General features: G+C 70.9%; 27 protein-coding genes. 7 read left to right on the plus strand and 20 right to left on the minus strand.

What is annotated here, in order from left to right:
* Positions 1–86: 86 nt before the first annotated feature.
* Both ACLF6P_RS12675 and ACLF6P_RS12680 read left to right on the plus strand, forming a co-directional pair.
* Entirely contained in the window at positions 87–920 is an 834-nt protein-coding gene (locus ACLF6P_RS12675; protein ID WP_415950247.1) for a helix-turn-helix domain-containing protein, read from the plus strand.
* Complete coding sequence (locus ACLF6P_RS12680) at positions 902–1,111, plus strand: DUF397 domain-containing protein (RefSeq protein ID WP_415950249.1); 210 nt, start codon at positions 902–904, stop codon at positions 1,109–1,111. The genes ACLF6P_RS12675 and ACLF6P_RS12680 overlap by 19 nt, the downstream gene beginning before the upstream one ends.
* Before the next feature lie 50 nt (positions 1,112–1,161).
* Here the strand turns inward: ACLF6P_RS12680 and ACLF6P_RS12685 are convergent, their stop codons facing one another.
* The 8 genes from ACLF6P_RS12685 to leuA all read right to left on the minus strand — a co-directional run bounded on the left by ACLF6P_RS12685 (position 1,162) and on the right by leuA (position 9,160).
* A complete protein-coding gene (locus ACLF6P_RS12685) occupies positions 1,162–1,566 on the minus strand; it encodes a type II toxin-antitoxin system VapC family toxin (RefSeq protein ID WP_415950250.1) in 405 nt (134 codons plus the stop codon).
* Positions 1,563–1,844: a type II toxin-antitoxin system Phd/YefM family antitoxin gene (locus ACLF6P_RS12690; protein ID WP_415950251.1), complete on the minus strand. Its 282-nt coding sequence runs from the start codon at positions 1,842–1,844 to the stop codon at positions 1,563–1,565. Before ACLF6P_RS12690 ends, ACLF6P_RS12685 begins: the two co-directional genes overlap by 4 nt.
* A 62-nt stretch (positions 1,845–1,906) precedes the next feature.
* Positions 1,907–2,050 (minus strand): hypothetical protein, encoded by a 144-nt coding sequence (locus ACLF6P_RS12695; RefSeq protein ID WP_415950252.1) that lies wholly within the window; start codon positions 2,048–2,050, stop codon positions 1,907–1,909.
* A gap of 79 nt (positions 2,051–2,129) precedes the next feature.
* A complete protein-coding gene (locus ACLF6P_RS12700) occupies positions 2,130–2,828 on the minus strand; it encodes a response regulator transcription factor (RefSeq protein WP_415950490.1) in 699 nt (232 codons plus the stop codon).
* A gap of 20 nt (positions 2,829–2,848) precedes the next feature.
* Positions 2,849–4,102, minus strand: coding sequence for a sensor histidine kinase (locus ACLF6P_RS12705; RefSeq protein WP_415950254.1), 1,254 nt, complete (start codon positions 4,100–4,102; stop codon positions 2,849–2,851).
* Between the two features lie 82 nt (positions 4,103–4,184).
* Positions 4,185–6,302 (minus strand): MMPL family transporter, encoded by a 2,118-nt coding sequence (locus ACLF6P_RS12710; RefSeq protein WP_415950255.1) that lies wholly within the window; start codon positions 6,300–6,302, stop codon positions 4,185–4,187.
* Between the two features lie 228 nt (positions 6,303–6,530).
* Positions 6,531–7,217 (minus strand): tellurite resistance TerB family protein, encoded by a 687-nt coding sequence (locus tag ACLF6P_RS12715; protein WP_415950256.1) that lies wholly within the window; start codon positions 7,215–7,217, stop codon positions 6,531–6,533.
* A gap of 248 nt (positions 7,218–7,465) precedes the next feature.
* Entirely contained in the window at positions 7,466–9,160 is a 1,695-nt protein-coding gene (leuA, locus tag ACLF6P_RS12720; protein WP_415950491.1) for a 2-isopropylmalate synthase, read from the minus strand.
* A gap of 433 nt (positions 9,161–9,593) precedes the next feature.
* On the opposite strand from leuA, the gene ACLF6P_RS12725 reads away from it, so the two are divergent.
* Together ACLF6P_RS12725 and ACLF6P_RS12730 are read left to right on the plus strand one after the other, a co-directional pair.
* Positions 9,594–10,667: a M4 family metallopeptidase gene (locus ACLF6P_RS12725; RefSeq protein WP_415950258.1), complete on the plus strand. Its 1,074-nt coding sequence runs from the start codon at positions 9,594–9,596 to the stop codon at positions 10,665–10,667.
* Between the two features lie 115 nt (positions 10,668–10,782).
* Entirely contained in the window at positions 10,783–11,049 is a 267-nt protein-coding gene (locus tag ACLF6P_RS12730; protein ID WP_415950259.1) for a protealysin inhibitor emfourin, read from the plus strand.
* 112 nt (positions 11,050–11,161) lie between these two features.
* On the opposite strand, the gene era is transcribed toward ACLF6P_RS12730, so the two are convergent.
* From era to ACLF6P_RS12755, 5 genes are read right to left on the minus strand one after another with little or no spacing between them, the layout of a single operon-like run.
* A complete protein-coding gene (gene era, locus ACLF6P_RS12735; RefSeq protein WP_415950260.1) occupies positions 11,162–12,112 on the minus strand; it encodes a GTPase Era in 951 nt (316 codons plus the stop codon).
* Between the two features lie 59 nt (positions 12,113–12,171).
* Entirely contained in the window at positions 12,172–12,525 is a 354-nt protein-coding gene (locus tag ACLF6P_RS12740) for an MmcQ/YjbR family DNA-binding protein (protein WP_415950261.1), read from the minus strand.
* 38 nt (positions 12,526–12,563) lie between these two features.
* Positions 12,564–13,874 carry a hemolysin family protein gene (locus ACLF6P_RS12745; RefSeq protein ID WP_415950262.1) on the minus strand — a complete coding sequence of 437 codons (1,311 nt, stop codon included), beginning with the start codon at positions 13,872–13,874 and terminating at the stop codon, positions 12,564–12,566.
* Positions 13,871–14,368: an rRNA maturation RNase YbeY gene (gene ybeY / locus ACLF6P_RS12750; RefSeq protein WP_415950263.1), complete on the minus strand. Its 498-nt coding sequence runs from the start codon at positions 14,366–14,368 to the stop codon at positions 13,871–13,873. Before ybeY ends, ACLF6P_RS12745 begins: the two co-directional genes overlap by 4 nt.
* A 13-nt stretch (positions 14,369–14,381) precedes the next feature.
* Positions 14,382–16,532 carry a PhoH family protein gene (locus ACLF6P_RS12755; RefSeq protein ID WP_415950264.1) on the minus strand — a complete coding sequence of 717 codons (2,151 nt, stop codon included), beginning with the start codon at positions 16,530–16,532 and terminating at the stop codon, positions 14,382–14,384.
* 307 nt (positions 16,533–16,839) lie between these two features.
* Here ACLF6P_RS12755 and ACLF6P_RS12760 point away from each other — a divergent pair, with 307 nt between their 5' ends.
* Positions 16,840–17,190 carry a cytidine deaminase gene (locus ACLF6P_RS12760; protein WP_415950265.1) on the plus strand — a complete coding sequence of 117 codons (351 nt, stop codon included), beginning with the start codon at positions 16,840–16,842 and terminating at the stop codon, positions 17,188–17,190.
* Positions 17,191–17,296: 106 nt separating this feature from the next.
* Here the strand turns inward: ACLF6P_RS12760 and ACLF6P_RS12765 are convergent, their stop codons facing one another.
* Positions 17,297–18,421 carry a carbohydrate kinase family protein gene (locus tag ACLF6P_RS12765; protein ID WP_415950492.1) on the minus strand — a complete coding sequence of 375 codons (1,125 nt, stop codon included), beginning with the start codon at positions 18,419–18,421 and terminating at the stop codon, positions 17,297–17,299.
* Positions 18,422–18,588: 167 nt separating this feature from the next.
* Here ACLF6P_RS12765 and ACLF6P_RS12770 point away from each other — a divergent pair, with 167 nt between their 5' ends.
* Positions 18,589–19,908: a family 4 glycosyl hydrolase gene (locus ACLF6P_RS12770; protein ID WP_415950267.1), complete on the plus strand. Its 1,320-nt coding sequence runs from the start codon at positions 18,589–18,591 to the stop codon at positions 19,906–19,908.
* Positions 19,909–20,013: 105 nt separating this feature from the next.
* Here ACLF6P_RS12770 and ACLF6P_RS12775 read toward each other — a convergent pair whose 3' ends face one another.
* Positions 20,014–20,922 (minus strand): ribonuclease Z, encoded by a 909-nt coding sequence (locus tag ACLF6P_RS12775; protein ID WP_415950269.1) that lies wholly within the window; start codon positions 20,920–20,922, stop codon positions 20,014–20,016.
* Between the two features lie 44 nt (positions 20,923–20,966).
* Positions 20,967–21,320, minus strand: a complete 354-nt coding sequence (locus tag ACLF6P_RS12780; RefSeq protein WP_415950271.1) for a histidine triad nucleotide-binding protein — start codon at positions 21,318–21,320, stop codon at positions 20,967–20,969.
* Positions 21,321–21,633: 313 nt separating this feature from the next.
* On the opposite strand from ACLF6P_RS12780, the gene ACLF6P_RS12785 reads away from it, so the two are divergent.
* Complete coding sequence (locus tag ACLF6P_RS12785; protein ID WP_415950272.1) at positions 21,634–22,101, plus strand: hypothetical protein; 468 nt, start codon at positions 21,634–21,636, stop codon at positions 22,099–22,101.
* A 143-nt stretch (positions 22,102–22,244) separates the two neighbouring features.
* Here the strand turns inward: ACLF6P_RS12785 and ACLF6P_RS12790 are convergent, their stop codons facing one another.
* From ACLF6P_RS12790 to hrcA, 4 genes are all read right to left on the minus strand, one after another.
* Entirely contained in the window at positions 22,245–22,988 is a 744-nt protein-coding gene (locus ACLF6P_RS12790) for a 16S rRNA (uracil(1498)-N(3))-methyltransferase (RefSeq protein ID WP_415950274.1), read from the minus strand.
* Entirely contained in the window at positions 22,985–24,049 is a 1,065-nt protein-coding gene (locus ACLF6P_RS12795; protein WP_415950275.1) for a nitronate monooxygenase, read from the minus strand. Before ACLF6P_RS12795 ends, ACLF6P_RS12790 begins: the two co-directional genes overlap by 4 nt.
* A 61-nt stretch (positions 24,050–24,110) precedes the next feature.
* Positions 24,111–25,247: a molecular chaperone DnaJ gene (gene dnaJ / locus ACLF6P_RS12800; protein ID WP_415950277.1), complete on the minus strand. Its 1,137-nt coding sequence runs from the start codon at positions 25,245–25,247 to the stop codon at positions 24,111–24,113.
* Entirely contained in the window at positions 25,248–26,264 is a 1,017-nt protein-coding gene (hrcA, locus tag ACLF6P_RS12805) for a heat-inducible transcriptional repressor HrcA (RefSeq protein ID WP_415950278.1), read from the minus strand.
* Between the last annotated feature and the right edge of the window lie 136 nt (positions 26,265–26,400).

Consider the following 26,400-nt stretch of genomic DNA (forward strand, 5'->3'; position numbering starts at 1 on the left):
AGCCCATATCCCGATCCCCGGACACCGGTACCGTCGAAGAGCGCGGCCACCATCGCAACTTTCAGGTGCGACAAGGGAGTTGAGCCATGACCAAAGCCCCACGACAAGCGGCCTGGGAGTACTTCGGCGACGAACTGCGGCGGTTACGCGAGGAGGCCGGGCTGACGCAGGCGGAGCTCGGCGAGCACGTCTTCGTCTCCGGCGCGTACATCGGCCTGTTCGAACACGCCCGCCGCAAGCCCCAACTCGACGTGGCCCAGCGGCTCGACACCGCACTGCGGACCGGCGGAGTCTTCGAGCGGATGTGGCACACGCTGATCCGTGACACCCGCTACGCGCCGTACTTCGAGAAGGCTGCGGAGCTGGAGCAACTGGCGACGCGGATCTGCGATTTCGCATCGGGATCCGTCCCCGGGCTGCTCCAGACAGCCGCGTACGCACGAGCCATCACGGTCGCGAGCAACCCCTTCGCGCCGGACGAGTACATCGAGGAGAAGGTCCGCGCCCGGATCGACCGCGGCGCCCTGCTCAAGGGCGACAAGCGGCCGACGTACTGGGCCGTGCTGCACGAGTCCGTGCTGCGGGTGGCCGTCGGCGGTTCCGCCGCGATGGCCCGGCAACTGGATCACATCCTCGCGCTCCGGCGGCAGCGCACGATCGTCGTCCAGGTGCTGCCGTTCTCGGCGGGCGGGCATCCGCTCATGGGCAAGATGCTGCGGCTCATGGACTTCGAGGACGCACCGCCAACTGCCTATACCGAAGCCGTGTATTCGGGAAACCTGCTGGACGATCCGGCCATGGTGAAGCAGGCACAGGACGACTACGATCTGATCAGGGCCGCCGCATTGTCGCCGGAGGCGTCCCTGCCCCTGATCGAGTCGGCGGCGGAGGATCATCGATCATGCGCGAGTACGACCTGAGCAACGTGCGCTGGCGCAAGAGCAGCTACAGCGACGGCAACGGGGGCGAGTGCGTCGAGGTCTCGCACGACCTCCTCCACGCCGAGCCCCTTGCCGTCGTCCCCGTCCGCGACAGCAAAACCCCGACCGCGGCGGCCCTGATCATCCCGGCCTCGGTATGGACCGCCTTCATCGATTCCGTCAAGCACTGACTGACACCAGGGCCTTCACACCGCCGCCACGCGCTCTCACGATCGCCGGCTCACTCCGGTGTGATCACCGGCAACCCCAGATCCGTGGCCGCCGCTGCCAGCTCCTTGTCGTAGGTGAGAAACCCGGAGAGTTCCACCCGGAACGGCTCGGCGCTCGCGAGATGGATCGAGTCCAGCGCACCTAGGCGGCGCGTCTGGTAGGCCATGGCCCTCGAAAGGACCGTACTGGTCAGGTCCATGAGGTACAGGCCGCGCACCGCCTGGCTGACGTAGTACGGCACTCGTTGCGCATCGACGCCCGCGCGGTGCAGCGTGCGAGTGATCTCCAGGCGGGCGAGATCGCTGGTGATGAGCTCTGTTCCGCCGGGCAGCGCGGCACGCCAGGCGCGGAGTGCGACGGTTTCGGCCTCGGGCTTGATGAACTTGAGCAGCGCGCACGAATCGAGATAGATCAACGCTCTCGCTCCTTGCGCCGCTCATCGACGAGTACGTCCGACAGGCTCGGCAGCTCCGGCGCCAGGTCGGGAATGAGGTCGGCCATGCCCTGCTCCGCGGGGGGCGCGACATCGCCGGACTCGATCATCCGACGCAATATGCCGGGCTGCTCGGTCTCGGGCACCATCCTGAGCACTGGCTTGCCACGGTCGGTGACGAGTATCGAAGCGCCGGCCCGCACCCTGGCCACAGCCTTGGACGGGTTCTGGTTCAGCTCACGCAGCCCGATGGTCTCCATCCATCAAATGTACCTACGTAATGTAGGTACAGCAAGTGGGTTCAAGGCCGGCCATCGGGTCGCTATCCGCGATGCGGGTGGTCGAGGCCGAAGTCGTCCCGGAGTCTGTTGAGCTCCTTCTCGGCCACCGACCGCACCTCGCCGGGTACGTCCCCGAGCTCCTGGACAAGTTCCTCGTAGATCGGCGCTTCCATGGTGGCGCTCACAGCGGTTTCCGTTCTGTCGTTCACATGCTTGCCGGCCGGCCCGGCTGGGCGACGGCCTCGGGGATTCTACGCACTGCCCTCAGCCGCCGTTGCCGCCCGGAGAGACCAGGCCCGATTCGTACGCGCACATCACCAGCTGCGCCCGGTCTCGCGCCCCCAGCTTGCCCATGATGCGGCTCACGTGGGTCTTGGCGGTCAGGGGGCTCAGGCCCAGGGATTCGGCGATCTCGGTGTTGTTGAGGCCTCGGGCGACCAGGGTGAGGACTTCGCGTTCGCGGTCGGAGAGGCGGTCGGAGAGCCGGTCGGGGAGGACTTCGGGGCCGCCGGTGCGGACGGTGGCCGGGTCGCGCAGGACGCGGGCGATGAGGCGGGCGGTGGGGCCCGGGGAGAGGAGGGACTCGCCTGCGGCGACCGTGCGGATGGCGTCGAGGAGCTCGGCGGGCCTGGTGTCCTTGACCAGGAAGCCGGAGGCTCCCGCGCGCAGCGCGTCCACGACGTGTTCGTCGGTGTCGTAGGTGGTGAGGACGAGGACTTTGACGCCCGCGAGGTCGTCGTCAGCGGCGATCAGGCGGGTCGCCTCGATCCCGTCGAGTTCCGGCATCCGGATGTCCATGACCACGAGGTCGGCGCGCTCGCTGCGGGCGAGTGCGACGGCCTCGCGGCCGGTGCCCGCCTGGCCGACGACCTCCATGTCGGGGGCCGACTCGACGAGCATCGCAAACGCCGCCCGCACCAGGCGCTGGTCGTCCGCGAGCAGGACTCGGATGGTGGTGGCCATCGGCGAGGCCGTGGGGGAGGTCAAGGTCGGGCTCCTTCCGTCGTCGTGTCCGTCACGACCGAGGGGTTCAGAGGCAGGACCGCCGTCACGGCGAAACCGCCCGCCTCGCGCGGCGCCGCGTCCAGGGTGCCGCCGACGCTGCGGACCCGTTCGCGCATTCCGACGAGACCGTATCCGGGGCTGCCGGTGACGACGGGCGGAGGCCCCTCGGGGCCTTCGTCCTCGACGCTCAGGCGCAGCCCCCAGCCGCCTTCCGGCACGACGTTCACCGTGACCTTCACGCCGGGCCCGGCATGCCGTACGGCATTGGTGAGCGCCTCCTGCACGAGGCGGTAGACGGCCGCGCCCACCGCGGCCGGGGCGTCGGTGACGCGCACGTCGAGGGTGACCTGCGCGCCCGCCGTGCGGGCCGAGTCCGCCAGGTCCGGCAGGGCGGTGAGGCCGGGCAGCGGGCCGCGGCCGTCGGGGAGTTCGGCCTCGCGCAGGACTTCCAGGGTGGAGCGCAGTTCGCCGCGGGCCGTGCGGCAGGTCTCGGAGATGTCGTCGAGGGCTCTGGAGATCGCCGCGCGGTCCAGGCGCTCCGGGTCGACGGTCAGGACGTGGGAGGCGACGGAGGTCTGCACACCGATCAGGGTGATGGAGTGCGCGAGCAGATCGTGCAGATCGCGGGCGATGCGCAGGCGTTCCTCGGCGACCCGCCGCGCGGCCTCCTCCTCTCGGGTGCGTTCGGCGCGTTCGGCCCGTTCGACGATGGAGGCCACGTACGCGCGGTAGAAGCGGACGTCGATCCCGCAGAAGAGGGCAGCGAGGACCCAGCCCGAGATCCGCAGCAGTTCCCCCACCCCTTCGGGGTTGGTGAGCACGTTGACGGTCAGCGTCATGCCGAGCACGCAGCCGCCCACGATCAGGGTGCGGCGTACGGTGCCGGTCGCCGCGATCGTGTAGAGCACCACCATCGTCGCGGCGGCCGGCGCGCTGTGGTCGTTGTCGAGCGCGTGGTACGTGGCGATGAGGGCGAGGGCCACGACGAGGACGCGCATGGGGTGCTCGCGCCGCCATACGAGCAGCGGATGGACGGCCAGCAGCAGGACCCAGCCGAGCGCGTCGGGCCGCGGACCGTCCTGGCCCTTCAGACCGAGCAGCACGGCGGACACGGCGCACGCCAGGGCGAGCAGCGCGTCATTGCGCCTGGCGTGCGGCGCGTCCTGCGGCGGTGTGTTGATCGCCGTGATGATCCGCTCGCCCAGCTGCGGTCGCATCGTCGTCTCCTGCATCCACTCATCCTGCGCGACGGCGGTGCCCCTCCGGCAGGAGGGGCACCCTGCCGACAGGAGGGGCACCCTGCCGACAGCCCGGTCAGCCGACGGGAACCCGGGCGCCTTCCGTCTCCTCGGCGGCGGCCGCCGGACCGCGGGACAGCGGGCCCGGCCACCACACCTTGTTCCCGAGCGCCATGCTCGCCGAGGTGACCAGGTAGGTCCGCACGAGGAAGGTGTCGAGCAGCACACCGATCGCGATGACGAAGCCCATCTCGACGAGCTGGACGAGCGGCATGTTCATCAGGACCGAGAAGGTCGCCGCGAGCACCAGGCCCGCCGAGGCGATCACCGCTCCGGTGGTGCGCAGCGCGGTGAGCGCCGCGTCCGGGGTGTCGAGGCCGCCGATCACTTCTTCGCGCATCCGGTGCAGCAGGAAGATGCCGTAGTCGACGCCGAGGGCGACGAGGAACACGAAGGAGATCAGCGGCAGTCCGGGATCGGAGCCCTCGAAGCCGAAGACCGGCTCGAAGACGAGCCCGCCGATCCCGAGCGCCGCACCCCACACCGCGACCACGGCCGCGGTGAGCAGGAGTGGGGCGACGAGGGAGCGCAGCAGCACGATCAGGATGAGGAGTACGGAGACCAGCACGATCGGTACCACGACCTTGGTGTCGCGTGCGCTGGTGTCGGCGAGGTCGATCTGCTGGGCGCTGGGCCCGCCGACCAGGCTGCTGTCGAGGGTGTCCCGCAGCTCCTCGATGGTCGCGGTCTCGGCGGCTGACTGCGGGGCGGCCTCGGCGATCACGAAGATCTCCGTCCACTCCTCGCCGCTGCGCCCCTGTTCGGCCGCGGCGACGCCCCCGATGTCCCGTGCGGTGTCGAGAACTCGGGGCGCCTCGCCGTTGGGCGCGAGCACGGTGATCGGCTGGGTGGAGCGCTCCGGGTAGGCCTCGGCGAGCGTCTTCATCGCCCGTACGGCCTCGGGGGTCGTGGTGAAGGAGTCCTCCTGCTTGACGCTCCCGGAGAGGTTGAATGTGCCGAGCGCGAGCGCGCCGAGCATCACGGCGGAGGCGGCGAGGACGGCGAGCGGGCGGCGCCGCACCGAGGCGCCCATCGCGCCGAACAGGCTGCGGCGCTGCTTGGGCGTGGAGCCGAAGGCGGGGATCAGCGGCCAGAACACGCGGCGGCCGAGCAGCACGAGCAGCGCGGGCAGCAGCGTGGTCATCGCGGCCAGCGCGCACAGCACACCGACGGCGGCCGTCGGGCCCATCCCGGCGCTGGAGTTGAGGTCGGCGGCGAGCAGGCAGAGCATGCCGGCGGCGACCGTGCCGGAGGAGGCGAGGATCGCGGGGCCGCAGCCGCGCAGCGCGGTGGCCATGGCGTCGAGGGGGCGTTCCTGGCGGCGCAGTTCCTCGCGGTAGCGGGCGATCAGGAGCAGGGCGTAGTCGGTGCCCGCGCCGAAGACGAGGATCGTCATGATGCCGGTGGACTGTCCGCTGACGGTGATGTCGAAGGCCTGGTGCAGTCCGTAAGTCACGCCGAGCGAGAGCATGTCGGCGAGACCGGCGACGACCAGCGGCACGAGCCAGAGCAGTGGACTGCGGTAGATGAGGATGAGCAGGATCGCGACGACGGCGACGGTGGTGTAGAGCAGCGGCCCGTCGAGGGCGTTGTAGACCTCGGAGGCGTCGGTGGCGAGGGCCCCGGGGCCGCCCACGTCGACGCTCAGCCCTTCGCCGCCTTCGGCGACCTCGCGCACCTCGTTGACGAAGGCGTCGCGGAGTTTCTCGTCGGTGCCGGGCTCGTTGCTGGCGAGCGGGTAGAAGAGGGTGTCGCCGCTCTTGGCGGGTACGGGCTGTGGGGTGCCGGTCAGCTCGTGCTGTGCGGCGATCTCGTCGATCTGGGTCCGCGCGGTGGCCTGGTCGGCCGCGGTCAGTCCGCCCTCGCGGTGGTAGACGAGGACCAGTTCGGTGGTCTCGCCGCCGGGCAGCTGCTCCTGGATCCTGGCGACCCGGGTGGAGTCGGCGCCGGCCGGCAGGTAGTCGACGGCGCGGTCCTGCTGTACGTCGCCGGTCTTGCCGGCGAAGGGCATGGCGAGCGCCATGACCGCGGCCCACAGGCCGAGCACGATCCACGGTACGGCTCGCCTGCGTGGGCTTGCCTGTACTTTCGCTCTGTTCACGCTGTTCGCCCTGTTCGCCCTGTTCGCCCCCATGTCGGGCGCCCTCCCTCATCCGGTGTCCGGGTCCGTTTCCAGACTTCCGCGGGGTGGGGCGGGATACGTCGGGCGTGGGGGCGAGGCGGGGCGTACTGCCGGGGGCGGCCGTGGGGTGGGGTTACTCCCGCGGGAGTACGGAGGGTGCCCCCGTGGGCGTACGGGATGGGGGCGGCCAGGACGACGTACGGGCCGGGCGGTGGTCGGGAATGCGTACGGGCCGGGGCGTCAGGAAGGCGTACGAGCCGAAGCCAGCAGCCGCTCGACGTCCTGCGAGCCCATCGTCAGCGCGGCCCCCACCGTGGCCAGGACCTCCCGCTCGGCGGGCGTGTACGGCCCGTCCGCCAGGGCGATGCCGGCTGCCTGGAGGAGGATCGACTCGCGGCCGGGGGCGGCCAGGTGCGGGGCCAGGGGGTCGAGGGCCTCGTGGAGTTCGATGGCGAGCGTGACGCCCGAGGGGTCGCAGGGGCCGCCCGGGAGGCGTCCGGTGTCCTCGGCGAGCGCCTCCACGAGGGTGGTCAGCTGGTCCTCCGTACAGTCGGAGAAACCGGCCGACCGCACGGCCCCGACGGCGCGGGACAGCGCCGTACGCGAGGAGGTGCCGCCCGCCGCGAGGACCGCGAGCGCCACCGTGTGCACCGCGTCCCGCAGCATCGCGGAGAGCTTCAGCGTGGTCGGGTGATCGAGGACGTCGGGCGCGAAGTGCTCGCGGCACGAGGCGCATTCGACGACCGGGCCCGCCGTGCCGCGCGGCAGCAGCGGCAGGCCGAGCACGGTGAGGCGCCGACGGCCGGTCCGGCGGCGGTAGTTGCGGTCGCCGCCGCAGCCGGGGCAGAAGAACTCCCCGTCGGCGACGGTGTTCCACGCGGTACGGACCCCGCAGACGCGCCCCAGAACACCGGGGCTTCGACCCATTCGTCCACTGGTCCGCACGCCACACCTCCGTAACGCATCGGCAACGCCGCCGTGTTCGCGTGATGTTAGCCACATCGGTGAGAGCGCGTCAGTAGTTGTGACGGCACATTGGCCAAGACCGTACGTACGTGGGTACGGGGGAACGCCTGCGCCTGCCCGCGGGAAGCCGGCGGGGCCCCGCCCGCGGGTGGGCGGACGGGACCCCGTTGGGCCGGTGGTGCGGGAGTGCGGCCCGGTGGCCGCGGGCCTCAGCGCGAGACGCGGTTGACCGCAGAGACCACGGCCTTCAGGGAGGCGCGCGTGGTGTTGGCGTCGATGCCGATGCCCCACAGGACGCGGCCGTCGATCGCGCACTCGATGTACGAGGCGGCCTGCGCGGAGGCGCCCTCGCTCATCGTGTGCTCCTGGTAGTCGAGCAGGCGGGCGTCGATGCCGATGCCCTGCAGTGCCTGGAAGAAGGCGGAAATCGGACCGTTGCCGGTGCCCACCAGCGTGGTCTCCTCGCCGTCCACCGCGGCCTCGACGGTCAGCGTGTCGATGCCGTCGCGGTCGGTCGTGGACTGCCCGTTGCGTACCTGGATACGGCCCCACGGGTTCTCGGGGTTGGGCAGGTACTCGTCCTGGAACGTGGCCCAGATGTCCGACGGGGTGATCTCGCCGCCCTCGGCATCGGTCTTGGCCTGAATCAGCTTGGAGAACTCGATCTGCATCCGGCGCGGCAGGTCCAGCTTGTGGTCGTTCTTCAGGACATAGGCGATACCGCCCTTGCCGGACTGCGAGTTGACCCGGATGACCGCCTCGTAGGAGCGGCCGACGTCCTTCGGGTCGATCGGCAGATACGGGACGGCCCACTCGATGTCGTCGACGGTGACGCCCTTGGCCTTGGCGTCGGCCTCCATCTGGTCGAAGCCCTTCTTGATGGCGTCCTGGTGGGAGCCGGAGAAGGACGTGTAGACCAGGTCGCCCACGTACGGGTGGCGCGGGTGGACCTCCATCTGATTGCAGTACTCCCACGTACGGCGGATCTCGTCGATGTCGGAGAAGTCGATCTCGGGGTCGACGCCCTGGCTGAACAGGTTCATGCCCAGGGTGACCAGGTCGACGTTGCCGGTCCGCTCGCCCTGCCCGAACAGGCAGCCCTCGACACGGTCGGCGCCCGCCATCACGGCCAGCTCGGCGGCCGCCACCGCCGTACCGCGGTCGTTGTGCGGGTGCACCGACAGGCAGACGTGCTCGCGGCGGGTCAGCTTGCGGCTCATCCACTCGAAGCGGTCCGCGTGCGTGGACGGAGTCGAACGCTCCACCGTGGCGGGCAGGTTGAGGATGATCTCGCGGCCCGGGCCCGGCTGCCAGACGTCGCAGACGGCCTCGCAGACCTCCAGGGCGAAGTCCAGCTCGGTGTCGGTGAAGATCTCCGGGCTGTACTGGTAGCCGAAGACGGTCCGCTCGTCGAGCAGCTTCTCGGCGTACTCCATGACCAGCTGTGTGCCGTCCACGGCGATCTGCTTGATGTCGTCCTTCGAGCCGCGGAAGACGACCCGGCGGAAGACCGGCGCGGTCGCGTTGTACAGGTGCACGGTGGCACGCCTGGCGCCCTTCAGGGACTCCACGGTCCGCTCGATCAGGTCCTCACGGGCCTGCGTCAGTACGGAGATCGTCACATCGTCCGGGATGGCCGTCGGATCCTCGATGATCGAGCGTACGAACTCGAAGTCGGTCTGGCCGGAGGCCGGGAAGCCGACCTCGATCTCCTTGTAGCCCATCCTGACCAGCTGGTCGAACATCCGGCGCTTGCGCTCCGGCGACATCGGGTCGATCAGCGACTGGTTTCCGTCGCGCAGATCCGTGGACAGCCAGCGGGGCGCCTTGGTGATCCGCCGCGAGGGCCAGGTGCGGTCCTCGATGTCGACCTGCTCGTACTGCCCGTACTTGTGGATCGGCATGCCCGAGGGCTTCTGGTCGTGCGTGGCGTTGGTGATCGGCGTCTCGTTGCCGGCGACTGCGACACTCTGAAACGTGGTCATGATGCGTAGGGCTCCTCATTGGTCCGCTCGGGGCGGCCGACGGGTCGTAGCGCAGCACCAGACTCCGCGGGGAGGGGGTCGGCCTACGTCTTACTGGCCCTCGCCGCGGCAGCTAAGGAGAAGCAGCCCGTAACGCATGATGCACAGCAGAGTAACCGAGGCGGGCGCCGGGCGCGGGACCGTTTCATTATGCGGGACCGGGTGCGCATATCGGACGAGAAGTGACGTACCCCTCCAATGGTGGGGCCTTCGTCCGGCCTTCGCCCGAATCTTCGCCCGATCTCGCGTATCGCGTTCACCAATCATGGTGGCGAGGGGTGACAGCTCCGTCACGCAGTGCCACTGTGCGGCCATGACCACCAACGCACCGGGCCACGAACCCGTCTTCTGCACGATCGTGCCGCCGCACGTCCTCGACCGCCTCGCCCAGTCCCCCGACCCCCGGCTGTCCGCGGCCGCCCGCAGGACCCTGGCCACGGACGCCGCCGAGCGCACCGCCCGCCGCCTGACCACCGTCGTCGGCGCGCCCGCCTGCGTCCCGCCCCCGGACGCCGAGGCGGACAAGCCGCACCGCACCGTCCACGACGCGCAGCACCGCAGGGAACTGCCCGGCAGGAAGGTGCGCGGCGAGGGCGAGGAACCCACCAAGGACGCCACCGTCAACCGCGCGTACGCGGGACTCGGCGCGACCTTCGAACTGCTCCTGACGGCCTACGCGCGCAACTCCATCGACGACGCGGGCCTCCCGCTCGTCGCCACCGTCCACTACGGCGAGGACTACGGCAACGCCTTCTGGAACGGCGAGCAGATGGTGTTCGGCGACGGGGACGGCGAAATCTTCCTCGACTTCACCATCCCGGTCGACGTCATCGGCCACGAACTCGCCCACGGCCTCACCCAGTACACCGCCAACCTCGCGTACTTCGGCCAGTCGGGCGCACTCAACGAGTCCGTGTCGGACGTCTTCGGCTCCCTCATCAAGCAGTACACACTCGGCCAGAGCGCCGACCGGGCCGACTGGCTGATCGGCGCCGGGCTGCTCGCCCCCGGGGTCAGAGGCAAGGCGCTGCGCTCCATGAAGGAGCCCGGTTCGGCCTACGACGACGACGTACTCGGCAAGGACCCGCAGCCCGCAACCATGGACGACTACGTGCACACCGGCCGCGACAACGGCGGCGTGCACATCAACTCGGGCATCCCCAACCACGCCTTCTACCTCCTCGCCCAGGCTCTCGGCGGCAAGGCCTGGGAGCGGGCGGGCCGCATCTGGTACGACACGCTCACCGCCGGCGGCCTCGCCGTCGACGCGGACTTCTCCGACTTCGCCGGAGCGACGGTGGCCGCGGCGGCCGCGCGCTACGGGGAGGGCGAGGAGCACGAGGCCGTGGTGAAGGCCTGGAACCAGGTCGGCGTCCCGCCGGCCTGACCCCGGCCGAGCGGGGCGGGTTCCGCACCGGCCCGCCCCGCTCCCCGTACCCGTGTCCCCGGCCCCGGCCCCGTCCAGGTTTCGCGTCCGCCCGGCTCGTACTAGACAGGAAGACATGCGAATCCAAGTCAGGCGCACCGGCGGCTTCGCCGGAATCGAACACCACCGCGAGATCGACACGACGGGCCGCGGCGACGCGGCCGCCTTGCACAGCCTCGCCGAGCAGACACTCACCGAGGCCCGCACCGAACCCCCGGTCGGCGTCCCCGACGGCTTCACGTATCAGATCACCATCGACGACCGGACCGTCTACTGCGCGGACCCGCGCCTGACGGAACCCCAGCGCACCCTGATCTCGAAGGTCCTGAAGGAAGGCGCCTGAGCCGGCCGCCCCGCGCGGCCGGTGCGGTCAGTCGCGGCGCTTGGCGCGCTTGGGGAGGGTGGCCACGGCGCGCCACACGCCGCGTACCGCATCGATCAGAAAGTCGAACATCTCAGAATCCCAGTCGTCGAAGCTGCTTCGGATCCCGCTGCCAGTCCTTCGCGACCTTCACATGCAGGTCGAGGAAGACCGGTGTGCCGAGCAGCGCCTCGATGTGCTTGCGGGACTTCATCCCCACGTCCTTGAGACGCTTGCCCTTCGGGCCGATGACGATGCCCTTCTGGCTGGAACGCTCGATGAACACATTGGCGTGGATGTCGAGCAGCGGCTTGTCCGCCGGGCGGCCCTCGCGCGGCAGCATTTCCTCGACGACCACCGCAATGGAGTGCGGCAGCTCGTCCCGTACGCCTTCGAGCGCGGCCTCGCGGATCAGCTCCGCGACCATCACCTGCTCCGGCTCGTCCGTGAGATCACCTTCGGGGTAGAGCGGCGGGCTCTCCGGAAGCAGCGGGATCAGCAGATCCGCCACCAGGCCGACCTGCTCGTCCTTGACCGCCGAGACCGGAATGATCTCGGCCCACTCGATGCCCAGGTCCTTGCCGAGCTGGTCGACGGCGATCAACTGTTCGGCGAGCGTCTTGGAGTCGACGAGGTCCGTCTTCGTGACGATCGCGATCTTCGGGGTCTTCTTGATGCCCGCGAGTTCCTTGGCGATGAAGCGGTCACCGGGGCCGAGCTTCTCGTTCGCCGGCAGACAGAAACCGACGACGTCCACTTCGGCCCACGTCGTGCGTACGACGTCGTTGAGGCGCTCGCCCAGGAGGGTGCGCGGCTTGTGGAGCCCCGGGGTGTCCACCAGGATCAGCTGCGCGTCCTCGCGGTGCACGATGCCGCGCACCGTGTGCCGGGTGGTCTGCGGCCGGTTCGAGGTGATGGCGACCTTCTGGCCCACGAGAGCGTTGGTCAGGGTGGACTTGCCCGCGTTCGGGCGGCCGACGAAGCAGGCGAAACCTGCGTGGTGTTCTGCCTGCGGCTCGGTGGAAGGTGCGCTCATGACGACCATTGTCCCCGATGGTGGGGGTGATGCCTGCCAGGGGCTGGCCTTGTGCCCGGCCCGGCCGCTCAGGGCCGGTCGAGCCGCAGCCGCTGTGCCTTCGGCAGCCCCGCCACCACCAGATCGTAGGAATCCTCGACGAGCTCCCGGACGAACGCGTCCGGGAGCTCGTCGACGGTCACCGTGTTCCAGTGCCGCTTGTTCAGATGCCAGCCCGGCACGATCGCCGCATGCTGCGCCCGCTGCCGTACCGCGTCCTCCGGATCGCACTTCAAGGAGACCTTCAGCGGCGAGGCATCCAGCGCGGACAGTGCGAAAATCTTCCCGAGCACCTTGAAGACGGAGGTCTCCGCATTGAACGGGAACTCCTCCGTCACCGCGTCGAACGAGAGACAGAACGTCCGCAGTTCGGCCGGAAACATCGGCCAGCCCCTTCCCTGGACAACGAACTCAAACCAACTCAGCGGACCTCGCCGACGCCCGCACCCTCCGGTCCCGCCACGGCCACCGGCTCCACCAGCACCGTCAGGATCTTGTTGCGGCGCCCCGCCGCCGCCTCCGCGGTGAGCTTCAGGGCCCGGCCGTCCGGCAGGTCCACCACCGCCCCGGCACCCGCGATCGGGACGCGCCCGAGCGCCTTGGCGAGCAGGCCGCCGACCGTCTCCACATCGTCGTCGTCGAAGGACCCGAGCCCGTACAGCTCGCCCAGATCCTCGATGTCGAGCCGCGCGGTCACCCGGAAGCACCCGTCGCCGAGCACCTGGACGGGGTCGATCTCCCGGTCGTACTCGTCGGTGATCTCACCGACGATCTCCTCCAGAATGTCCTCGATCGTGACGATCCCGGCCGTGCCGCCGTACTCGTCGATCACGACCGCCACATGGTTGCGGTCCTGCTGCATCTCCCGCAGCAGATCCCCGGCGTTCTTCGTGTCGGGCACGAACGAAGCGGGCCGCATCGCCGTCGACACCAGCTCCGACTCCGCGTCCCGGCTGATGTGCGTCTTGCGCGCCAGATCCTTCAGATACACCATGCCGACCACGTCGTCCTCGCTCTCGCCCGTCACCGGGATACGCGAGAAACCGGAGCGCAGCGCGAGCGTGAGCGCCTGCCGGATCGTCTTGTAGCGCTCGATGACCACCAGGTCCGTACGCGGCACCATCACCTCGCGTACGAGGGTGTCGCCCAGTTCGAAGACCGAGTGCACCATCCGGCGCTCCTCGTCCTCGATCAGCGACTCCTGCTCCGCGAGGTCCACCATCGCCCGCAGCTCCGCCTCAGAGGCGAACGGGCCGCGTCGGAAGCCCTTGCCCGGGGTCAGCGCGTTACCGATCAGGATGAGGAGGCGCGGCACCGGACCCATGATCCGCGCGAGCGGCAACAGCACATACGCGGCGGCCGTCGCCGTGTTGAGCGGATGCTGACGCCCGATGGTGCGCGGCGAGACACCGACCGCCACATAGCTGACGAGCACCATCACACCGATCGCCACCGCCAGCGCCTGCCAGGTCTCCTCGAACTCCCGCAGACAGGCGTACGTGACGAGCGAGGCGGCCGCCATCTCGCAGGCCACCCGCACGAGCAGCGCCACATTCAGGTACCGCGTCGGATCGGCGGCGACCTGCGCCAGCTTGGCGCTGCCCCGGCGGCCCGAGCGCTCCGCCTCCGCCGCGCGGAAGGTGGAGACGCGCGCGAGGCCCGCCTCCGCGCAGGAGGCGAGCCACGCGACGATCACCAGGGCGACGACGCCCAGGACCAGGGCGGTACTCACGAGACCGTGGGCGCCGGCGAGGGGCCGCTCAGCCCGCGCTCCGTACGCCAGCCGTCGACGATCGAGGCCTGCAGCCCGAACATCTCGGCCTTCTCATCCGGCTCCTCATGGTCGTAGCCGAGCAGGTGCAGCACGCCGTGCACGGTGAGCAGCTGCAGCTCCTCGTCCATGGAGTGCTGCGTCGGCGCCTCCTTGCCCTGCCGCTCGGCGACCTCCGGGCACAGCACGATGTCACCGAGCAGACCCTGCGGCGGCTCCTCGTCGTCCTTCATGGGTGGCCGCAGCTCGTCCATGGGGAACGACATGACATCCGTCGGCCCCGGCAGATCCATCCACTGGATGTGCAGCTGTTCCATGGCCTCCGCGTCCACGACGATCACCGAGAGCTCGGAGAGCGGGTGGATCCGCATCCGCGCGAGCGCGTGGCGGGCGATGTCGAGGATCGCCTGTTCGTCGACCTCGGTTCCGGACTCGTTGTTGACGTCGATCGACATGGCTGTGCGTTCGCTACTTCCGCTTGGTGTCCCGGGCCCGGTCCCGGCGCCCCTTGTGGGTGCCGTTCTCCGTCCCGTGCTCGGTGTCGTACTTCTCGTAGGCGTCGACGATACGGCCGACGAGCTTGTGCCGGACGACGTCGTGCGAGGTGAGCCGCGAGAAGTTCACATCCTCCACGCCCTCCAGGATCTCCTGCACCTGCCGCAGGCCGCTCTTCGTGCCGGTCGGCAGGTCGACCTGGGTGACATCGCCGGTGATCACGATCTTCGAATCGAAACCGAGCCGCGTCAGGAACATCTTCATCTGCTCGGGCGATGTGTTCTGCGCCTCGTCCAGGATGATGAAGGCGTCATTGAGGGTGTTGTGCGTCAGCAGGTAGTCCTGCGTGACGTACAGCGAGTCCTCGGCGGCGACCTGGATACAGACCGTCTCCTCACGCCCCGCCGGTTCGATGCTGTCGATGAACCGCATCGGGCGCCCACCGCCACCGGCCTCGTGGTACTTCTCCGCCTTGCGGGCGAGGCGGAAGGGCTCGATGTCTTCCGGGAGGCGGATGTCGACGACGTGAGCATCGCGGCGGTGCTCCACGGGCCGCCCGTTCGCCAGCCCCGGCTCCCGGCCCTCGGCTGTCCGACGACGGGTGTACGCGACGCCTCCGAGCGACTGGACCAGCGAGATCACGTCGTCCCGGAGCAGGATCGACGTCGTCGTGAACTGGATACGGCAGGTCCGGTCCTTCTGCGTGACGGGACCGCCGTCGGAGTCCAGAAGGCCCTGCAGTACAGCAAGCCGTACCGCTGACGAGTTGTACAGGTAGCTGTCCGGTACGTACTTGTTGTGCGAGCGCGAGGGCATCAGTTCGAGCTCTCGCATCACACGGCTGACCGGATTCTCCATCGTGACCACGTCGCCGGGAGACTTGACCCGGTTGAGGACGTAATCGGGGCCGCGCTTGTGGCGCACGCTGACCCCTGGCAGCGCCGCCTCCAGCAAGTGCGCGAGCTCCGGGTCCTCGGTCGCGAACGAGGGGGTTGTCGAGCCTGTCAGACATCCGTCGCCCAGCAGCAGCCCCAGCGCGTACGGGTCCATCGGGACCTCGCACTCGGGGAACTCCACCGGCGCGGTCAGCATCGGCAGCTCATACCGCCGCGCGTGCGCTGCCCGCAGGTTGCCGATCATGTCCTGGGTCTCCAGGACCCGCCACGGCCTGTCGCGCCGCTTGTCCGAGGCAGTGCGGACCGTCCAGAGGTGTTCGCCGCAGCAGAGCGTCCAGGAGCCGTCTTGTGCGCTGACCCGGTAGACATCCTTCTCACCCTGCGGGTAGACACCGAGGACCGGCGTGGGCTCACCGTTCGACCCCATGACCAGGTCACCGACCTGAAGGTCGCCGATCGGACGCCAGCCATCAGGCGTCAGCACGTTCGTGAAGACCGGCTGCGCCCTGCCCCTCATATACGCGAGCGGCGCCACCTCGATCGTCCCGGCGGCCATCAGCCGGGGGATCGAGTCCGGGTCCAGCATGTCGTGCAGCGCGTCGTAGAGCGGGCGCAGATACGGGTCGATCTTCTCGTAGAGCGTGCCCGGCAGGAAGCCGAGACGCTCGCCGGCCTCGACCGCGGGGCGGGTCAGGATGATGCGGTTGACCTGCTTGGACTGCAGGGCCTGCACCGCCTTGGCCATGGCGAGGTAGGTCTTGCCCGTACCGGCGGGGCCGATGCCGAAGACGATCGTGTGCTTGTCGATCGCGTCGACGTAGCGCTTCTGGTTGAGGGTCTTGGGGCGGATCGTGCGGCCCCGCGAGGACAGGATGTTCTGCGTGAGCACCTCGGCCGGTGTCTCCTCGGCGCCCTCCCCGTTCTCGCTCGCCCGGAGCATGGCGATCGAGCGTTCCACTGCGTCCTCCGTCATCGGCTGCCCCGTGCGGAGCACCAGCATCATCTCGTCGAACAGGCGCTGTACAAGGGCGACTTCCTCCCGGTCGCCGACGGCGCTGATCTCATTGCCCCGGACATGGATGTCGGCCGCCGGGAAGGCCTCTTCGATCACACGCAGCAGGGCGTCTCCGGAGCCGAGGACCGTCACCATGGGGTGCTTGGCGGGCACGGTGAAGTGGGCTCGAGCAGGGCCCTGCGCGGAGGGCTGAGCTGTGGGTGTCTGAGTCATGGGCCGGCGCTATGGCCTGAGGTCGTCCTCCTCGTACGGGGCTCCGCCCACCTGGACGGACCTTGCACTGCCAAGGGTACGACTCACCACCGACAGGGCGGACCCCATTTTCCGGCGCACGCCCCAGCGGGTCTCCCCCCCCCACCGGGTGGCGAGGGCACTGCGGGTGAACCGGTGCGCCCTCGCCGCCCTGTACGGCGGAGGCCCTGTACCCCGTGGCGGGCCGAGGGACCGACCGGCGTGCCGGAAAAAGGGCTCCGCGGACCCGTCGGCCGGTACGGGAGGGGCGCCCCCATATGCTCGCCCCATGACCGAGAACACCCTCTCCCCCGAGGACCAGAAGATCGTCACGCTGGCCCGCAGCGCCCGCGCCCGCAACGAGGTGCCCGAGGGTGCCGCCGTACGCGACGAGACCGGGCGCACGTATGTGGCCGGCACCGTGGCGCTCGCATCGCTGCAGCTGAGTGCGCTGCGCACGGCCGTCGCGATGGCCGTGGCGAGCGGGGCGCGGTCGCTGGAGGCGGCGGCCGTGGTGAGCGGCGCCGAGGCACTCCCGGCGGAGGACCTCGCGGCCGTACGGGACCTCGGCGGCGCGGGGACTCCGGTGCTGCTCGCAGGGCCGGACGGAACGGTGCGCTCCACCACGCCCGCCGCCTGAGGCGGCTTCCCCCCCGGCCCGCACACCACCGCCGCCGCGGAGCAGCGTCGGGGCGGAGCAGCGTCGGGGCGGGGCTCCGCAGAGCCGGGCGCGCGCCCGACCGTCCTCAGCGTTGGCCGAACCCGATCGTCGGGACAGCCCGCAGCAGCGGCCAGGGGCGGGCCGACTCCGGGACCAGGTCCTCCAGGAACGCATACCGCAGCAGGGCCGAGGGGTCCTGGTCCTCGTGGGACTGGATCCGGCGCCACCACGCCCCGATCTCCACCCACCCGGGCGCCGAGAGCGAGCCGCCGAACTCCTGGACGGAGAGCGCGGCGACGAGACCGGCGAAGGCGAGCCGGTCGGCGAGCGGCCAGCCCGCGAGCGTCCCGGTGACGAAGCCCGCCACGAAGACGTCCCCCGCGCCGGTCGGATCGAGCGCCTCGACCGCGATCGCCGGCACCTCGGCCGTCTCCCCCGTCCGCCCGTCCACGGCGTACGCGCCCTCCGCGCCGAGCGTCACGACCGCGAGCGGTACGTGGGCGGTCAACGCGCGGGCCGCCGCCCGCGGGCAGTCCGTGCGCGTGTACCGCATCGCCTCCTCGGCATTGGGCAGGAACGCCTCGCAGTGTTCGAGGTCCGCGAGCCCGGCGAGATCCCAGCGTCCGCTGTCGTCCCAGCCGACATCCGCGAAGATCAGCGCCCCCTTCGCGGCGGCCTGCGCCACCCATTCCTCCCGCACCCCCGGCGCCAGCGAGGCGATCGCCGCACGCGAGCGGGGCGGGCAGTCGGGCGCGGGTTCGGCGGGCGGGGCGTCGTGGCCGTGCGAGACCATCGTCCGCTCCCCCTCGTACGCCATCGAGACGGTGACGGGCGAGTGCCAGCCGGGCACCGTGCGCGAGTGCGCGAGGTCGATGCCCTCGCCCTCTTCGAGTACCTGCCAGCAGTACGAACCGTAGTGATCGTCCCCGAAAGCCGCGGCGAGCGAGGTGCGCAGCCCGAGCCGGGCGAGCGCAGTCGCCATGTTGGCCACGCCGCCGGGGCTCTGCCCCATGCCGCGGGCCCAGCTCTCGGTGCCGCGCACGGGCGCGGAGTCGAGGCCGGTGAAGATGATGTCGAGGAAGACATTGCCGGTCAGATACACGTCCCATGGCGGCGCACCGGGCGTGCGCAGCGCGGCGATGGGATCACTGTCGGCATGGCATCCCGAGCGCGGGAAGGGCTCCGCGCGGCCCTCGCCGTCGGCCGGGATCCTCGCCGGTCCGGGTCGGCCTCCGCCGCCGCCCGGCACGCTGCCGTCGATAGCGCTCACCTGGTGCTCCGTACGGGATGTGCCAGCAGATGCGGCCAGTCTGCCGCATGCCACCGACAATCCCCGAGAACCGCCTCCGCGGGCGGCTCTCGGGTACGTTCCGTGGCATGAGGCTGACGATTCTGGGCGGCGGCGGTTTCCGCGTGCCGCTGGTGTACGGGGCGCTGCTCGGCTCCGAGGTGAGTGAGCTGACGCTGTACGACACGGACCGCACGCGGCTCGATGTCGTACGGGCGGTGATCGCGGGACTGCCCGGGGGCGGCCCGGCGCTGCGGATCGCGGACGGCCTGGACGATGCCCTGCGCGGCGCCGACTTCGTCTTCTCGGCGATCCGCGTCGGCGGCACCGCGGGCCGGGTGCGCGACGAGCGTGTACCGCTCGGCGAGGGCGTGCTCGGCCAGGAGACGGTCGGCGCGGGCGGGGTGCTCTACGGGCTGCGCACGATCCCGGTCGCCCTGCACATCGCCGAGCGCGTCGAGGCGCTCGCGCCCGGCGCCCGGGTCATCAACTTCACCAACCCGGCGGGCATGGTCACCGAGGCGATGGCCTCGGTGCTCGGTGACCGGGTGATCGGCATCTGCGATTCTCCCGTGGGGCTCGTACGGCGTGCGGCGCGCGCGGCGGGAGCGGCGCCGGACTCGGTGACGTACGACTATGTGGGGCTCAACCATCTCGGCTGGCTGCGGAGGCTGACCGGCCCCGACGGCACGGACCTGCTGGCCTCGCTGCTGGCCGATCCGGCGGCACTCGGCTCCTTCGAGGAGGGGCGGCTGTTCGGCGCCAAGTGGCTGCGCGCGCTCGGTTCGCTCCCCAACGAGTATCTGCACTACTACTACTTCCGCCGCGAGACCCTGGCCGCCGCGGAGGCGGCCGCCGAGACGCGCGGCGAGTTCCTCGACCAGCAGCAGGGCGGCTTCTTCGCCCGCGCGGCCGCCGATCCCGCACGGGCCCACTCCCTGTGGGAGGCGGCCCGGCGCGAACGCGAGTCCACGTACATGGCGGAGGCACGGGCGGCGAGCGGCGGCTGGGAGCGCGATGCCTGCGATCTGGACGGCGGGGGCTACGACCGGGTGGCGCTGGCCCTGATGCGGGCCCTGTCCACCGGCGCCGGGGAGCGGACCGGCGGTGCGGCGCCGACCCGGCTGATCCTGAACGTACGCAACGACGGAACCGTCCCCGAACTCCCTGCCGACGCGATCATCGAGACGGTCTGCGAGGTGGACGCGGGCGGCGCCCGCCCGCTGCCCTGCGCGCCGCTCGGCCCGGCCGAGCTGGGGCTCATGCTGCAGCTGAAGGCGGTGGAGCGGGCGGCGATCGAGGCCGCGGTCTTCAAGGACCGCGAGGCCGCGCTCCGGGCCCTCGCCCTGCATCCGCTCGTCGACTCACCGGCGGTGGCGGCCCGCATCCTGGAGCGGGCGGCCATGTGAACGGCCGACCCCGGACGGCCATGTGAACGGCCGGCCATGTGACCTGTCGGCACGGTCAACGGCCATGTGAACTGTCGGCCCCGGACGGCCATGTGACCTGTCGGCCTACGCGCTCCGCTTCGGGACGGGCACCCGCAGCAGGTCCGCGCCCACCGTCAGCTCCCCCTCGAACCCGGCCGCCCGCGCCTGCCGTTCGAACTCGCCGGGGTCGGTGTACCGCTGCGAGAAGTGCGTCAGCACGAGATGCCGCACCCCGGCCTCCCGCGCCACCCCCGCGGCCTGGCCCACGGTCAGATGCCCGTGGTCCTCGGCCAGTTGTACGTCCTCGTCGAGGAAGGTCGACTCGATGACGAGGAGATCGCACGCCTGCGCCAGCGCGTACACGCCCTCGCACAGCCGCGTGTCCATGACGAAGGCGAACCGCTGCCCGCGCCGCACCTCGCTGACGTCCTCGAGGGCCACGCCCCCGAGCGAGCCCTCCCGCTGCAGCCGCCCCACGTCGGGCCCGGAGATCCCCCGCGCACGCAGCGCCTCGGGGAGCATCCGCCGCCCGTCGGGTTCGACGAGGCGGTAGCCGAAGGATTCGACGGGGTGCGAGAGCCGCCGGGCTTCGAGGCGGTACGCGGGTGTCTCGGCCAGGACGCCGTCCTGCGCCACCGGCTCCTGGGCCAGTTGCACGGTCTCGCGGTAGGCCGTCGCGTACCGCAGCCGCTCGAAGAAGTGCCCGCCGCTCGCCGGGTAGTGCGCGGTGACCGGGTGCGGGACGCGGTCGAGGTTGATGCGCTGGACGACGCCCGCGAGCCCGAGCGAGTGGTCGCCGTGGAAGTGCGTGATGCAGATCCGGTTGATGTCGTGCGCGGCGACCCCGGCCCGCAGCATCTGGCGCTGGGTGCCCTCGCCCGGGTCGAAGAGGATGCCCTCGCCGTCCCAGCGCAGCAGATAGCCGTTGTGGTTGCGGTGCCGGGTGGGCACCTGACTCGCGGTGCCGAGCAGCACGCATTCGCGTGACGACAAGGAGACCTACCGACTCTCGTAGCTGAGGGAAGCCGACACCGTGCCTATCCGGGCGGCCACTGCATCCCCCGCCCGCCCAGCACATGGGCGTGCGCGTGGAACACGGTCTGTCCGGCGCCGGAGCCGGTGTTGAAGACGACCCGGTGGCTCTCCAGCTTCTCGTCCTCGGCGACCGCCCCGGCCTCGCGCAGCACGTCGGCCGCGATCGCGGGCTCGGCGGCGGCCAGCGAGGCGGCGTCCGGGTGGTGCACCTTGGGGATCACCAGGATGTGCGTGGGCGCCTGCGGGTTGATGTCCCGGAAGGCCACGGTCGTCTCGCTCTCCCGCACGACGGTGGCCGGCACCTCCCCGGCCACGATCTTGCAGAACAGGCAGTCGGCCTGCGGTTCTCCGGCCATGGGGCCGCCTCCCTCAAGTCCGTCGATCATTTCCTGCGCATGCTACAAGCGGCCCGCGCCCTGCGGGCGCCCGCGGCACATCACGGAGCCGCCGTCCACGCGGATGTGACCCGGACGACCGCTCGCCGGTTCGGTGTCACCGTTGTCCACGCGTCACCGGGTCCGTCCCGGGGCGGGCCCTGCCCCGGGGCGGGCCCTCTTCCGCTGCGGCGTGCTCGGTGGGAACCTGTCCCGTATGGGGGCTTTGAGGCGCTTACGTGGTCGGCGGGTCGTTGTCGCTGGGGCGGTGGTGGCGGGTGCCGCGCTCGGGGTCGTGGCGTGTCAGCCGGTGGACGGGGAGCTCAGTACGGCCGCGGTGGCGCTCACCACGGACCGCAAAGGCACCGACGCGCTGGAGAAGAAGGGCATCGAGGTCCAGTGGCTCAACTGCGGTGCCTCCTTGGGAGAGGGCGAGGGCCGGGGCAACGGAGGCGCCTCCACCGCCGCCAAGTCCCCCTCCGTGCGCAGCATCGCGACCGTCGACTGCGAAGGCCGCACCGAGGACGACCGAGAGATCACCCTCACCGGGAAGGTGACCGAGGAGCGCGGCGGTGCGTGCGTACGCGGGGACCTCACCGGGAAGGTCGCGGGGAAGACCGTGCTGCGGGCGGACGTCCTGGGCAACTGCGCGGACTACACGCCGCGTTCACGGCCACCGGACAACCGGCCCGGGCCGACGGTCACGGTGACGCGGACCGTCACCGTGCACCCGCCGACGTGCGACTGCCGACCGGGGAAGTGACGGCCGCCGCTACCGGGGGGGCAGCGCGCCACCTCCCACGGGGAGCGCCGCCAGGGCCGTCCGGCGGATCAGGCCGAACCGGCCGAGGGGCCGAGGGGCCGAGGGGCCGAGGGGCCGAGGGGGCCGAACCGGCCGAGGAAGCCCTACCCCCAGCGCCCACTGCGCCCGAGCAGCAGCGCCGCCGCGGCCGTTCCCGCCGTGGACGTGCGCAGGACGCTGGGCCCGAGCCGGTACGGGAGGGCACCGGCCGCCGCGAAGCTCTCCAGCTCCTGCGGAGAGACACCGCCTTCGGGCCCCACCACGAGCACGACCGACCCCGAGGCGGGCAGTTCGGCCGAGGCGAGCGGCTCGCTGCCCGTCTCGTGCAGGACGCCCGCGAAGTCCGCTTCGGCGAGCAGCGCCGCCACCTGCTTGGTGGACGCCAGCTCCGCCACCGGCGGGAACCGCAGCCGCCGCGACTGCTTCCCCGCCTCGCGGGCCGTCGCCCGCCACTTGCCGAGGGACTTCACGCCCCGCTCGCCCTTCCACTGCGTGATGCAGCGCGAGGCGGCCCACGGCACGATCGCGTCGACCCCGGTCTCCGTCATCGTCTCCACGGCAAGCTCGCCCCGGTCGCCCTTGGGCAGCGCCTGTACGACGGTGATGCGCGGGCTCGGTTCGGGCTCGGTCAGCAGCTCGGCGGCCTCGACGAAGAGCTTGTCCTTGCCCTCCGTGCGCTGCACGGTCCCGGCGGCCGCGCGCCCCTGCCCGTCGGTGAGCACGATCTCCTCACCGGACTGCAGCCGGCGCACCGAGACGGCATGCCGCCCCTCGGGCCCGTCCAGGGTCAGCAGCGCACCGGGCGCGGCCCCTTCGAGGGACTCGACCACGAAGACGGGGGCGGTCATGCCGCACCTCGCGAACCCAGCTCGGCGGCCGCCGCACGGTATTCGGCCTCCAGCACCTCCACGAGCTGCCCGGCCGGCAACTCCCGCGCCATCCGGTGCCCCTGACCGGCCCACAGCGCCATGCCCTGCGCGTCACCGGTCCTCGCGGCGGCCTTGCGCAGGCCGCCGGTCAGGTGGTGCACCTGCGGATACGCGGCGGGCGCGTAGGGCCCGTGCTCGCGCACGAAGCGGTTGACCAGGCCGCGGGCGGGGCGCCCGGTGAAGGCACGGGTCAGTTCCGTGCGTACGAACAAGGGGTTGGTCAGGGCCTGTTTGTGCAGCACGTTCGCTCCGGACTCGGGACAGACGAGGAAGGCGGTGCCCAGCTGGGCCAGGTCGGCGCCCGCCGCGAGCGCCGCCGCGATCTGGCTGCCGCGCATCAGCCCGCCGGCCGCGATGAGCGGCAGCCGTATGGTCTCGCGGACCTGGGTGACGAGCGAGAGGAGACCGATCCCGCTGCCCTCCGCCTCGGGATCGTCGCGGTGCGTGCCCTGGTGCCCGCCGGCCTCGATGCCCTGCACACAGACTGCGTCCGCACCGGCCCACTGCGCGGCCTGCGCCTCCTCGGGCGTGGTGACGGTGACGACGGTGTACGTGCCGACGCCGGCCAGGGCGTCGAGGATCTCGCGGCCCGGGCAGCCGAAGGTGAAGGAGACGACGGGCACGGGGTCGTCGAGCAGGAGCGCCAGCTTGGCGTCGAAGGCGTCGTCGAGGCCTCTCTCGGGATCGCCGAGCTCAGTCGCGTACCAGGCGGCCTCACCGGCGAGCTGGTCCGCGTACACGGACACGGCGGCCGGGTCGGCGGTGTCGGGCTGCGGCAGGAACAGGTTCACGCCGAAGGGCCGGCCGGTCAGGCCGCGGGTCTGCTTGATCTCCTGGTACATCCCGTCGGCGGTCTTGTACCCGGCGGCGAGAAACCCGAGCCCGCCCGCCTCCGAGACGGCGGCGACGAGCGCGGGACAGGAGGCACCCCCGGCCATGGGGGCCTGCACAATCGGAACCGGGCAGAGATCGCTCACCATTCAGCCCCCATCCACGGGTCGGATACGGACATCCGGGGGCGAAGCCCCCGGATACCGGAACTCAGCGCCCGTTGAAGGCGTCCTTCAGCCGGGAGAACAACCCCTGCTGTCCGGGCTGGAACTGCCCCGTGGGCCGCTCCTCCCCGCGCAGAGCCGCAAGCTCACGCAGCAGCCGCTCCTGCTCCGCATCCAGCTTCGAAGGCGTCAGCACCTCGACATGCACGATGAGGTCACCGCGCCCGCCGCCGCGCAGATGCGTGACACCCCGCCCGTGCAGCGGGATCGACTGCCCCGACTGCGTACCGGGCCGGATGTCGACCTCTTCGAGCCCGTCGAGCGTCTCCAGCGGCACCTTCGTGCCGAGCGCCGCCGCCGTCATCGGGATGGTCACGGTGCAGTGCAGGTCATCGCCGCGCCGCTGGAACACGGGGTGCGGCAGCTCGTGGATCTCGACGTAGAGGTCACCGGCGGGCCCGCCTCCGGGGCCCACCTCGCCCTCGCCGGCGAGCTGGATGCGTGTGCCGTTGTCGACACCGGCCGGGATCTTCACGGTCAGGGTCCGGCGCGAACGCACCCGCCCGTCGCCCGCGCACTCGGGGCACGGCGTCGGCACGACCGTACCGAAACCCTGGCACTGCGGGCAGGGCCTGGAGGTCATGACCTGGCCGAGGAAGGACCGCGTGACCTGCGAGACCTCACCGCGGCCGCGGCACATGTCACAGGTCTGCGCGGAGGTGCCGGGCGCGGCACCCTCACCGGAACACGTCGAACACACGATGGCCGTATCGACCTGGATGTCCTTCGTGGTCCCGAAGGCCGCCTCGTCCAGCTCGACCTCGAGCCGGATCATGGCGTCCTGGCCGCGGCGGGTACGCGAACGGGGTCCGCGCTGGGACGCCGTACCGAAGAACGCGTCCATGATGTCCGAGAAGTTCCCGAACCCGCCCTGGCCGAAGCCGCCCGCGCCACCGCCGCCCGCCTGGGACAGCGGGTCGCCTCCGAGGTCGTAGACCTGCTTCTTCTGCGGGTCCGACAACACCTCGTAGGCGGCGTTGATCTCCTTGAAGCGCTCCTGGGTCTTCGGATCCGGATTCACATCCGGGTGAAGTTCCCTGGCAAGCCTCCGGAAGGCCTTCTTGATCTCGTCCTGGGAAGCGTCGCGGCGCACGCCGAGTACGGCGTAGTAGTCCGTGGCCACTTACGACTCCGCCAGGATCTGTCCGACGTAACGTGCCACTGCGCGTACTGCTCCCATCGTTCCGGGGTAATCCATGCGGGTCGGGCCGACCACGCCGAGTTTGGCGACTGCTTCGCCGCCCGAACCGTAGCCGACCGAGACGACCGAGGTGGAGTTGAGCCCCTCATGGACGTTCTCATGCCCGATACGTACGGTCATGCCCGGATCCTTGGCCTCGCCCAGCAGCTTGAGAAGCACGACCTGCTCCTCGAGCGCTTCGAGCACCGGCCGGATCACGAGCGGGAAATCATGTCCGAAGCGCGTCAGATTGGCGGTGCCGCCGATCATCAGGCGCTCCTCGGACTCCTCGACAAGGGTTTCGAGGAGCGTCGCGAGGACGGTCGCGACGGTGCCCTGGTCGCCCGGGTCGAAGGACTCGGGCAGATCCTGGACGAGCTGCGGCACGTCGGAGAACCGGCGTCCCGCCACCCTGCTGTTGAGCCGGGCCCGCAGATCCGCGAGCGAGGTCTCGCCGAACGGCGCCGGGCAGTCGACATGGCGCTGCTCCACCCGTCCGGTGTCCGTGATCACCACGAGCATCAGACGGGCGGGTGCGAGCGAGAGAAGTTCCACATGCCGCACCGTGGACCGGGTCAGCGAGGGGTACTGCACGACGGCGACCTGCCGGGTCAGCTGCGCGAGCAGCCGTACGGTGCGGCCGACGACGTCGTCGAGGTCGACGGCGCCGTCCAGGAAGTTCTCGATGGCGCGCCGTTCCGCGGCCGAGAGCGGCTTGACCCCGGCCATCCTGTCGACGAAGAGCCGGTAGCCCTTGTCGGTCGGGATCCGCCCCGCGCTGGTGTGCGGCTGGGCGATGAAGCCCTCGTCCTCCAGGGCCGCCATGTCGTTGCGGACGGTCGCGGGCGAGACCCCGAGCTTGTGCCGCTCGGTGAGGGCCTTGGAGCCGACCGGCTCCTCGGTGCCCACATAGTCCTGGACGATGGCGCGCAGCACCTCCAGCCTGCGTTCACTGAGCATCCGCGCACCTCCATCTGTCGCCCGCCCGGGCCTCCCTTCCGGCCCCGATCCGGCTCCTCTGGCACTCGTACGAGGTGAGTGCCAGCAAAACCGCATGGTCAGTGTACGGCCGTCGGGTGGCGCCCTAGCAAGGCCG

This window comes from Streptomyces lothianensis, from assembly GCF_047779955.1.
In the GTDB taxonomy this organism is placed as follows: domain Bacteria; phylum Actinomycetota; class Actinomycetes; order Streptomycetales; family Streptomycetaceae; genus Streptomyces.